Source organism: Lunatimonas lonarensis (assembly GCF_000390185.1).
Lineage (GTDB): Bacteria > Bacteroidota > Bacteroidia > Cytophagales > Cyclobacteriaceae > Lunatimonas > Lunatimonas lonarensis.
Genome location: NZ_AQHR01000110.1, coordinates 226,415 through 237,107, shown reverse-complemented (window position 1 = coordinate 237,107; position 10,693 = coordinate 226,415). Strand labels below are relative to the sequence as shown.

Below are 10,693 nucleotides of genomic sequence, written 5' to 3'. Positions count from 1 at the left end.
ACTTTCACCACCTAGTTAGTTAACATGCACGGCACACCAAAAAACCCCTGGCATAAACCAGGGGTCTCTTTTGAGCTGTTATTATCTCAATTCTTATTTCGCAGCAGCATATCGCTTGCTCACTTCCTCCCAATTGACCACCGCCCAGAAAGCACTGATGTAATCAGGTCGTCTGTTTTGATAGTTAAGGTAGTAAGCATGCTCCCATACGTCCAAGCCTAGTATAGGCGTACCTTTTACCTCTGCAATATCCATTAACGGATTGTCCTGATTGGGTGTAGAGCTGACTTGAAGCTCACCGGCTCCGTCCACGCTGAGCCACGCCCATCCCGAACCGAATCGTGTTGCTGCCGCCTTATTAAACTCTTCCTTCAATTTGTCAAAGGACCCAAACTTTGCATCGATAGCCTTTGCCAGGTCACCGCTTGGCGCACCTCCACCGTTTGGAGAAAGGATCGTCCAAAACAGCGCGTGATTGTAGTGGCCACCACCGTTGTTGCGAACTGCTGGAGAAGCACTGGAAATGGAAGCCATGATATCCTCCAAGCTCTTGCCAGCCAGAGGAGTACCATCAACGGCTGCATTCAAATTCGTAACATAGGCATTGTGGTGCTTGCCATGGTGGATTTCCATGGTTTTTGCATCGATATGCGGTTCTAGCGCATTAAAGTCGTAGGGTAATGCAGGAAGTTCAAAAGCCATTTTTTCGTTCAATTTTAAAGTTAAACATTGAGTAAATATGATCGTATTAGAAGGTCTTAAAAACCTACTAGACCAACCACAAATAACTAAAAATGGTTCTAAAATAATCGGGAATCTCTAGTTTCTCCTCGAAGCGAAGAATTCTCTCAGCAATTCGGTAGATTCTTTTTCGTAAAGTCCGTGGATAACTTTGGTCTTTGGATGCAGTATCTGATCACCCAATCTACTATAGCCTCGTTTGGGATCCGATGCGGCAAAATGCAGCTCTCCAAGCTGTGCCCAAAACAAGGCACCGGCACACATTACACAGGGTTCCAATGTCACGAAAAGTTTGCAAGCCGGGAGGTATTTTGATCCCAGCGCCCCAAATCCGGCTGTCAATGCCAATATCTCGGCGTGTGCCGTCACATCTGTGAGGCGCTCGGTCTGATTATGCGCTCGTGCTATGATCTTATTTTGGCATACTAGAACGGCACCTACGGGCACCTCCCCCTCATCCATCGCAAGCTTTGCTTGCTTTAGCGCCTCCATCATAAAAAACTCCGGGGTATTCCATTCCATAGGGTTCCGCAGAAATCCACCCCTATCGGGTAAATAGGCCAAAAATCTCTTTTCTCACGCCTTCGTTGATAATCAGGGCCAAAATCAACGACACCAACAACCCAATGCCAGCCTTGATTATATCATTCTTTGCCAACCTGTAGGCCCGAACCAGCCTTGCCCGGCGCTTTTTCAGCTTCCTGGATTTTGCCAGTGCAATAGCCAGCTCTCGTCCACCTAAAAGGCCAATAAAAACCCAAGTTGTACTCATGGGCATATTGCTGTACCCTTTAAAATAAAACAGGATGACGGCATACACCAAATCAACAATGGTAGCTGCACGCACATCGGTGACTTTCGTCTTTTCATTTACGATTCCCTGGATTTTATCTCCCTTCAGATAAAAAAGAAACCCTAGTCCCAAAAATACAAAACCGGTATAGGCGACAAACTCCCACGCAGACAACGACCTGGGGAGAAAAACAGCTATATTGGCGGCGTCCTGCATAATCCATACCGCCCACAATGCCCCGGAGGTAATCCATTGCAAGATATACCAGAAAGGATGGGGCCTGCCTTTTAAATAGTTCTCGACAAATTTCTCGAGGACAAACCAAACCAGAATAGCGCCGAAGAAAGCAACTAGGTAGCCCACAAAGCTCTTCTGCATCACTCCTAGAATCGTTCCGGCCTTATAAGTAAAAACATTCAGCAGCAAAAAGGTGGTCGAAACAGGCATACGGAGCCTAGTCATTACCAGCAGTACAATGGGCGCGGCGAGCTGAAGGAAAACAAAATTTTCCGGTGCCCGATCCAACCCATCCACGCGCAGGCGTTGATAACTCACATCTCCATCATATACAAACCAACTGTAAGTAACCGTGGCCACAAAAATCAGCCCCATAAAAAGCCACAGATAATACCATTTACGATTTTGGTTGGAGGCAATGAAGGTTCCTATGGTCTGAATGCTGTCGTTGGCTATGGCTGAATAGGCCGCAAGCGCAAAACCAAACCACATCGCAGCATACGTATAGGGAGTGATGATCCCGGCGATCGAAACCAGAATACAAACGATCAGCAGGAAGGATTTTTCTTTTTTAGTAAAGTCAAAAAGTGAATAGGCGGCAGTCGAAAGCGCATCCTGATTGATATTTTGATCCTTCAATTTGACCATGTTACTGATTTTGGCTGGTAGATAGCAAGCCCAAAGTTACGCAAGTTTGCAGGAGCGCAATGTTAACAAATTGTTAAGAAATGCCCTAGACCATACCCGGTGTTCTCGGAACGGGTCCGATTCCGGAAAGGATTTGACAATAAATCTAAAGATAAGGGTTTTTTTTGGTACCAAAAGAACGATTCATCTACCAATTTCGCCGTGTTTATTCCGCTCCAAATTAACATAACCTTGATCTAAAAAAGAACTATTTAACTTTTTTCTAACGGAAATTTGCGCAAATTTTACTGTGCAAATGACTCTGTTACAAAGAATGCAGACTAAGGATATCGTTACGCCTACTTTTCCAAACCTACTGCTGATCGCTTCTGCACTGCTTGGGCTTCTTCTGTTTGTGTTTTCAATTGATCTTTTGACCTTTTCGCTCGGTATGCTGAACAGCAGCGTAGCGAATGAGATCTTTATGGCGACAGAAAACCCTTTTGTTGGCTTGTTTGTGGGCATATTAATGACCGCGCTGATCCAATCGAGTTCGACTATCTCCGCCATGGTGGTTGCCTTGGTAGCATCCGGCAGCCTCAGCCTGACACAAGCTGTTCCGCTGATAATGGGCGCAAATATTGGCACCACGCTGACATCCAATCTCGTTTCGCTAAGTTTCATTACCCAAAAGAAAGCGTTCAAGAAAGCCCTATCAGCAGCAGTACTTCATGATTTCTTCAACATAATCACGACGGCGGTTCTTTTTCCCCTGGAGGTTTACTTTGGATTTCTCAGCAACATGGCCCGGTATATCGTCCATCTCTTTGTCCTGGACAACCCATCATCACCGGAAGATGGATACACGCCGTATCGGTTTTTTCTACGTCCGGTGAGTGAATCCCTGGTAAATTGGCTGGATTGGCCATTTCTTTGGCTGATCGTAGGAATCATCCTTTTATTTCTGTCGATCAAAGTGTTGTCCAATCTCGCTTTTGAGTCCATACTTGCGCCCAAATACAAAAAAGCAAGCAAACAGTTCTTCAAGCAACCCTATCGGGCATTTGGATATGGCGTATTCTCCACGGCAGCCGTTCAGTCAAGCACCATCACCACCTCGCTGATCGTAACGGTGGTAGCCACGGGAAAAGCCACGCTAAACAACGTGTTCCCATTTATTATAGGGGCAAACATCGGCACAACGATCACCGCAGCCATCGCTGCACTGTATAAAACGGAGGCTGCCATCAGCATTGCCTTGGTACATTTTCTTTTCAATATGATCGGTGCGCTCTTATTCTTGCCCTACCCCCCCCTACGAAATATTCCGCCTAGACTGGCATCCAGTTTTGGAAAACAGATCGTAAAGTCCCGGCTGATCGGACTGGCGTATATATTGCTGACGTTTTTCGTGATACCCTTCCTCTTAATTTATTTCAATAAGAACTAAAGGACCGCTGCGAAAGATCTCCTAAAAAGCCCAACGCTATAGTATTGAATTGCACGGGCTTATCCACGTTTACCACGTGCCCACAATCGGGTATAACAGATAGTTTTGCGGAGGGATGATTCTGTACCAGCCTGGAAATCGTAGGCAGAAACATGTAGTCCTCTGCCCCCATAACATAAAGCGTCGGGATATTTACTTCGTTCAATCTAAAAAATGAAAGCAGCGGATTCACTTGGGATACTAGGGTAAACCAACGAATAAACTCCTTCTGGTAGAGCTTTTTCGCTTCCGCTATGAATAAGTACCTAGACTCCCGATGCTTCTTTCTTGGCATAATCACAAATGCAAAAAGCTTATACAAGAGCAGATAGGGGATTAAAGATTTTAACAATACACCCATCCACATCAACAGTTGGCCTCGGGTATTTAATTTCATGACAGCTCCGGCCAAGATGAGGCTCTGAACCCGTTCCGGATACCTCTCGCTGATCTCCCTGATGATGATGGTTCCCAGCGAAATCCCTATAAAATGTGTACGATCGATTGACAAATGATCCAGAACTTCAATAACTTCGTCCCCGATCACATCAAACGTGTATTTTTTAAACCGTTCATATTCCACGTTTTTTGACCGGCCATGTCCACGCAGGTCAACGAGTAAAACGTTGTACTCCTTACTAAAATCCCGCAACTGCTTATACCAAATCGCACTGCTGCCTCCGGCGCCATGAATGAAGGTAACCCATTCCTTGCTATGGCTATGTCGAAAAGTCGTATAATGTAACATATTGTGTTAACTGGATCCGGAATCCAAAAGTTTTGGGGGTGGGAGACAAGGCGTTAAGTTGTAAACCTATCTGAATTTAGTACCAATGAACGTATGGAAATGATCCCGAGGTACTTGCCTCCCTCTTCCACCGGCACCTGCTTGATTCCCACATCTACCATCAGCTTGGCGACGTATTTGATATCCAGCGTACTCGATACCGTAATGAGGGGCTTGGACATGATCTCAAACAGATTTACCTCTGCGGGATTCCTGCCCGCTATGATGACCGCTTCCAACAGATCCTGCATCACTACAATCCCATAAGCATCAAATTCGTGGCGTTTTTCCACAATTAGAGCATCCACCTTGCGCTCCTTAAGGAGACGCACGGCTTCTGCTGCGGTTGCCATTCCATCTACCATTACGACGTTGGTATCCATGATTTCTTTGGCGGGTATGTATCTTCTTTTTTCCATGATGGGTATAACCTAGTGTTTGACTCGACTCAGAAATAGCTGTCTCTTGCCTGATCCTTCAATCGATCCAGCTGGGATTTTAGTCCCACGACTTCATCTACTGGCAAAACGAAAGCGATACCGTTTCCCGGTTCATCAAATGGGATCACCTGTTTTACAGAATCGAGAATCTTTGCCACGTTGTTTGCTTCGGAAAGTACCAAAATGAGCTCATTCTGACCCTCTATGTTTAATCCAAGAAAGGTTTTTACTTCCTGTATGCCCGATCCTCTCGCACGAATAATCGTGTCTCCTGTAGCTCCCCCTTTCCTCATTGCTTTCACCGCTTCGTCGGTGCTTTCTGGTCTTACCAACACCATGATGAGTTTAAACTTCATTTCATTAACGTTTTAAAGATAATAAATTTACCATCGAATTAGGTCAGCCAACTATTGGGGCCAACTTTGATATAACCATCTGTATTACCAGGTAGCCAAAAGAAGAAACGTATTTTCCAAACTCATTCTTTTCCTTTTTTGGATTTGATATACTTCCTCTTGAAAGCTGCCAACTGGGCATATCCCAGCACGGAGATGATGGGAAATACACTGGCGAACGCAATAAGCCCAAACCCATCCACGGCGGCATTTCGACCGGGAATCGCCTGGGACAGACCCAGCCCCAACGCCGCTACGATGGGGACAGTAACCGTGGAGGTAGTTACGCCACCTGAGTCATAGGCCAACGGGATCATTTCTTTGGGCGCAAAGATCGTCTGCAAGATGACTATCAAATATCCCCCTAGTATATACAGGTAAAGCGGGGTCCCAGTTACAATCCGAAACGTCCCTAAGGTCAATGCCAGCGAAACACCAACAGCCACAGTGATTCGTAGACCCAATTTACTGATTCCGCCAGAAGATACCTCATCCGCCTTAATTGCCACAGCTATTAGGGATGGCTCGGCAATGGTGGTGGCGAATCCGATACACGCTGCAAAAATGTAAACCCAATAGAAATCGGTCCACCTCGGCGAGGCTCCCTCTTCAATGCCCAAAAAAACCGGGTCGGCCAGCTGCTCTGCCATCAAAGTGCCTAATGGAAACAAGGCTTTTTCCAGTCCCATAAGAAACAAGGCTAAGCCCAACACCACGTAGACAGCACCTATCAGTACTTTCTTTAACTGGGGAATGGGACGTCTTAAAACAACTAACTGAAACCCCAAAATCAGCAGCGTGATTGGCAGTACGTCTACTAAGGTATTAAGAAATATCGTCATCAACCCACTTTCCATCTCACCTACCAAACCAAAATATTCCGTAAACCATCACTGACAAAATCGGGGCCATAGCGGCCAAAGCGATCATACCAAAGCCATCCAACAACGGGCTTCTTCCTTTGATGGACTTTGCCAAACCTACCCCCAACGCAGTTACTAAGGGCACTGTCACCGTAGAGGTAGTCACGCCGCCAATATCGTACGCCAACCCTACAATCTCTGCAGGCGAGAAGATGGTCATGACCATAATGAGCAGATAGCCTCCGATTACTAGGTAATAAAGCGGCCAACCCTTCAAAATCCGAATCACCCCAATCAAAATTGCCAGCCCTACAGAAAGTGCAACAGACACACGTAGCCCCACCGTGTAGGCCTTAAGTACCGAAGGATCATCAGGAATCAGTCCGGCAAGCGCTGCGATGTTGCCTGCCTCCTCCGCCACTGCGATCAGAGCGGGTTCGGCAATCGCGGTAGAAAACCCCAGCAAGAATCCAAATGTCAAAAGCCAGACCAAGCTACCCTTTAGCGCCAACGCGTTTGCCATATTTTCCCCAATCGGAAAAAGGCTCATTTCCAAGCCCTCTATAAAAAGTAACAGGCCAATCATAACCAGTATGCTGCCGTAGATTACCTCCCCGACCTGGGGCAACGGCTGCCTGATCACGAATAGCTGAAAAAAGGCCACCACAATAATGATCGGCAGCAGATCCATAAAGGTGCGCTTTACTTTTTGGGCTATGTGCCAAAGAACCTTCTCCAATTTTACCTTACTTATCGGGGTCAGATGCGAGTTGCTACTGTTCCGGAATCAGAAGCAGATTTCGGTCTTGGGCTTCTGCCAAGAACTGGCTAAAAGAACCTTTTAGCAACGATTCCAGCATGGATTTCCTCCGTGGAAACGCTACTACCCATTGATCGGATGCAGCAGGCCTGTCACCAAGCTCTTCTTTGGATTCCAACAGGTTAATGGTTTCCAGCTTTGCCAATAGGGAGGCTGGAAGGGCATTTACCAACGATTTCTCAAGTTCGTCGTCAGTCAGATTCCGTCCCGAGGCATAAACCAAATCCCAACGCACTCCAAACAGTTCCAGTAAGGCCTCCACCAAATCAAAACGCGAATCGTCCGCCGGGGAATTAAGGTCCAGCGCGAGTAGAAGCTTTGAAATGCCCAGAGATCCCGACCCCGGAGAAACAAGCAGCATAGGAACTCCAACCTCACCTCTTCGTAAAAGACTGGTCAGGCCACTGCCTACGAACATACGTTCCAAAGCAGACCGTTTCTTTTTACCGAAAATCAGGAGACAATTCGGCGAAGCTTGCGCCGTCCGCTCCACTGCCTCTTCGAAACCAAGCTTGGCTATGACAGATGACTTGACCACAGTCGCTTTGTGGGCTTCTTCAAGCCGCTTCACGAGCGAGCTTAGCGTCAGCTCGGCCTCTGCTTTTGCGGATTCCAACAGCTCATTTCGCATGGCGACACCCGCCATTGATGGTATGGGGGGTGCTGTCAAAACGTGAAATACCTCCAACGGCCTCTTCAACCGCTTGGCCAACTCTACAGATACCTGAACGGCGTGCTGAGAAGGTTCGGAAAAATCTGTGAATACGATTAGCTTGTCGGGAAGTCCTAGAATCATGCGTTACGTGTTTTTTTTACCCATTTACCTAGATTTAATGGGAATGGAACTAACTTAAGTATACGTAGAATATGGCAAACTGTACAAAAAATAGGGCGATAAATCATTGATCGGGAAGGGTATTTTTATAGATCTTTCCATCCTTCATGATGACCAGAAATTTTTCAGACGGGTTGGCTACAAGGGAGATATCTGCCAGCGGATTGCCGTCTACCAACAAGAGGTCGGCCAAAGCTTCCTCTTCCACTACCCCAACTTTGCCCTGGTAGGGACTTCGGAGACCCGAAAGCTGAAGAAGGCGGCCATTGTCATAGGTAATCATCTTGAGTATTTCGGCAGGAGAATACCATTCGGTAAGCTTTAAGATATACTGGTTTTGTTGAAGATTCAGATCAGGCTCGAAAAGAAAATCCGTTCCCCAAGCCACATTAACCTTCAATTGCTTGGCCAAGGGCCAGATCTTTGCCTGCCCCTCCAGCACAGGTTTCCGCTTTTCCCGCCTGACGGGATCCATGTCCGGTGTATCGGCAACCAGGTTTTGGAGGCTTAGCCAAACGTCTTTTTTCGCCATCATGCGTAGCGTCTTTTTGTCTAGCATCTGCCCATGTTCTATGCAACGCACACCGGCAGCAATTGCTTTCTGCACGGCCCGCTCGGTGTAGGCATGTACCGTCACGTAGGTACCCCAATCCTCCGCTGCCTCCACGGCTGCCTTCATTTCTTCAAGGGTATATTGGGTTACATCCACCGGATCGTAGGCAGATGAGGTACCACCTCCCGCCATCAGCTTTATTTGGCTCGCTCCAAAACGAAGGTTCTCACGTACGGCGGTTAAAACCTCAGCTGTGCCATCGGCAATAAAAGTGGCATTGTATCGCTCGGCCCGGGATACCTCCCCAAAAAACCTCCTCGACCTTTCTTCGGGTGTCCTAAAATCACCATGCCCTGCGGTTTGGCTGATGGTTGCGCCCGATGGCCAAACCCTAGGCCCCACCGCCTTACCGTTGTCGATAAGTGCTTTTAAGGGAAATATAGGCCCTCCAACATCGCGAACAGCCGTAAAGCCACGCAATAAAGTCTGTTCCGCACTTTGCGAGGCTTTTTCCAGAATCAAACGCTCGGATAGCATCGGCGACATCATCTCCCGCATGGTCAAAGCACCAAACACCAAATGTACATGCACATCGATCAAGCCAGGCATCAAGGTGCGTCCCCCGCCAGCGACAACTTGCACAGGGCCGGATACCTCAATGGGACTGGAACTCATACGAACGATCTGATTGCCCTCAACCAAGACATGGAGCGGAGCAGTCAAAACGGTGGATCGCCCGTCAAATACACGAACATTCTCAAACAAAACTCGGTTGGTCGATTCTTGGGAAAAAAGTTCGATTGGATTACCCAGCAAACCAAGGCAGAAGGTCAATAAGAAAACGAGTCGGTTCATTCAAAAAGAATTTTGTGATGTATAAAAATAAACACTAGAACCCACAAAACGTCGATCATCACCCACTTTCTTTTATGGAGGCCTCGCCTACTGCTTGAGAAAACGCATTGACAACTCCCTTTCTAGGCCTAACCCCAGCTGATTAGGGTAAAGCACCTAGCCATTGAACACAACTCTCCATCCAGCCTTTCTGGGTTCCTTCTTTGGTAACAGAGAGCGAAAAACCATGCCCGCCTGTCGGATATAAATGCATCTCTGCCGGCACTTGGTGCAGGGTAAGTGCCTCGTAAAAACGTATGCTATGGCTTATTGGAACCACTGTGTCATCCTGAGAATGAAACAAAAAGGAGGGAGGTGTCTCCGAAGTCACCTGTTTTTCGTTGGAAAAATACTCCACCCATTTGGAATCAGGCTGTTGGCCGATTAGGTTATTTCTAGAACCGATATGGGTATAAGCCGGGTCAAAGGAGATCACTGGATACGCAAGTATCGCAAAGTCGGGCCTGCAACTAAACTTTTCAACCACATCCGATGCACTTGGATCTCCGCCGTCAAAATGCGTTGCCAACGAAGAGGCAAGATGACCACCTGCCGAAAAACCCATGATACCAATTTTACCTGGGTCAATATGCCATTCCGCTGCCCGGGACCTTACCAAACGCATCGCCCGCTGGGCATCACTTAAAGGAACTAGGTGAGGTTCGGTCTGATTTTCTGCAGATGGAAGACGGTACTTTAGGACAATGCCCACAATGCCATGACCGTTCAGCCATTTGGCTATATCTAACCCCTCCCAATCGTACGCCAACACACCGTAACCACCACCAGGACAGATAATCACAGCTTGCCCGGTTGCGTTGCGTTTGGCCGGCAAAAAAACCTGAAGCGTGGGTTCCTGCACCTTTCTGACTACCATAATATCACTCACCTGTACCTCTTCCTGCTGATCGGAAGCCTTTCGATAAGGGATGTCTCCATCGTAAAGAGGGACAAGAACAGGATCAAATTGCGCGCTAACTGCCGTCATCTGCAAGGAAACGAATAGTAGAAGAATCAGTTTTTTCATGTGTCTATAATTGTTTTTCAAAGGTCACAACTTGTCCCGGTTTATCGGGATGGAATCTCGCACGTATTCCCCGATAGCTATCGGGGCGTCCCTCCGTGTGTCGTTTGCGTCGTGCTCGATTTCATGTGTTTATAGTTTTAGCCTTACTGAACAACTATCGTGTACCATGGTCTTGGCAGGCTTGCTACATCG

12 protein-coding genes are annotated in these 10,693 nt (G+C 47.2%); 1 reads left to right on the top strand and 11 read right to left on the bottom strand.

Going from position 1 to position 10,693, the window contains the following annotated elements:
- Window positions 1–93: 93 nt before the first annotated feature.
- The 3 genes from ADIS_RS20190 to ADIS_RS20180 form a co-directional block, all read right to left on the bottom strand.
- Window positions 94–702: a superoxide dismutase gene (locus ADIS_RS20190; RefSeq protein WP_010856577.1), complete on the bottom strand. Its 609-nt coding sequence runs from the start codon at window positions 700–702 to the stop codon at window positions 94–96.
- A gap of 117 nt (window positions 703–819) precedes the next feature.
- The gene (locus ADIS_RS20185) at window positions 820–1,263 is read right to left on the bottom strand and encodes a nucleoside deaminase (protein WP_035807140.1); all 444 of its coding nucleotides are present in this window, start codon (window positions 1,261–1,263) and stop codon (window positions 820–822) included.
- Between the two features lie 22 nt (window positions 1,264–1,285).
- Window positions 1,286–2,419, bottom strand: coding sequence for a hypothetical protein (locus ADIS_RS20180; RefSeq protein ID WP_010856575.1), 1,134 nt, complete (start codon window positions 2,417–2,419; stop codon window positions 1,286–1,288).
- A gap of 313 nt (window positions 2,420–2,732) precedes the next feature.
- Here ADIS_RS20180 and ADIS_RS20175 point away from each other — a divergent pair, with 313 nt between their 5' ends.
- Window positions 2,733–3,848: a Na/Pi symporter gene (locus ADIS_RS20175; RefSeq protein ID WP_010856574.1), complete on the top strand. Its 1,116-nt coding sequence runs from the start codon at window positions 2,733–2,735 to the stop codon at window positions 3,846–3,848.
- Here the strand turns inward: ADIS_RS20175 and ADIS_RS20170 are convergent.
- From ADIS_RS20170 to ADIS_RS20135, 8 genes are all read right to left on the bottom strand, one after another.
- On the bottom strand, window positions 3,835–4,635 hold the full coding sequence (locus ADIS_RS20170) for an alpha/beta fold hydrolase (RefSeq protein ID WP_010856573.1): 801 nt from the start codon (window positions 4,633–4,635) through the stop codon (window positions 3,835–3,837). The two genes, ADIS_RS20175 and ADIS_RS20170, sit on opposite strands and share 14 nt — an antisense overlap.
- A 53-nt stretch (window positions 4,636–4,688) precedes the next feature.
- Window positions 4,689–5,093, bottom strand: a complete 405-nt coding sequence (locus tag ADIS_RS20165) for a CBS domain-containing protein (protein WP_010856572.1) — start codon at window positions 5,091–5,093, stop codon at window positions 4,689–4,691.
- Window positions 5,094–5,122: 29 nt separating this feature from the next.
- Window positions 5,123–5,470 carry a P-II family nitrogen regulator gene (locus ADIS_RS20160; protein WP_035807107.1) on the bottom strand — a complete coding sequence of 116 codons (348 nt, stop codon included), beginning with the start codon at window positions 5,468–5,470 and terminating at the stop codon, window positions 5,123–5,125.
- Window positions 5,471–5,592: 122 nt separating this feature from the next.
- Window positions 5,593–6,351 (bottom strand): DUF1538 domain-containing protein, encoded by a 759-nt coding sequence (locus tag ADIS_RS20155; RefSeq protein WP_238325466.1) that lies wholly within the window; start codon window positions 6,349–6,351, stop codon window positions 5,593–5,595.
- Between the two features lie 16 nt (window positions 6,352–6,367).
- Window positions 6,368–7,111, bottom strand: a complete 744-nt coding sequence (locus ADIS_RS20150; RefSeq protein WP_010856569.1) for a DUF1538 domain-containing protein — start codon at window positions 7,109–7,111, stop codon at window positions 6,368–6,370.
- Window positions 7,112–7,145: 34 nt separating this feature from the next.
- Window positions 7,146–7,988 (bottom strand): universal stress protein, encoded by an 843-nt coding sequence (locus ADIS_RS20145; RefSeq protein WP_010856568.1) that lies wholly within the window; start codon window positions 7,986–7,988, stop codon window positions 7,146–7,148.
- Between the two features lie 103 nt (window positions 7,989–8,091).
- Complete coding sequence (locus tag ADIS_RS20140) at window positions 8,092–9,435, bottom strand: metal-dependent hydrolase family protein (RefSeq protein ID WP_081634994.1); 1,344 nt, start codon at window positions 9,433–9,435, stop codon at window positions 8,092–8,094.
- Window positions 9,436–9,577: 142 nt separating this feature from the next.
- A complete protein-coding gene (locus ADIS_RS20135) occupies window positions 9,578–10,501 on the bottom strand; it encodes an alpha/beta hydrolase (protein WP_010856565.1) in 924 nt (307 codons plus the stop codon).
- Window positions 10,502–10,693 lie beyond the last annotated feature (192 nt).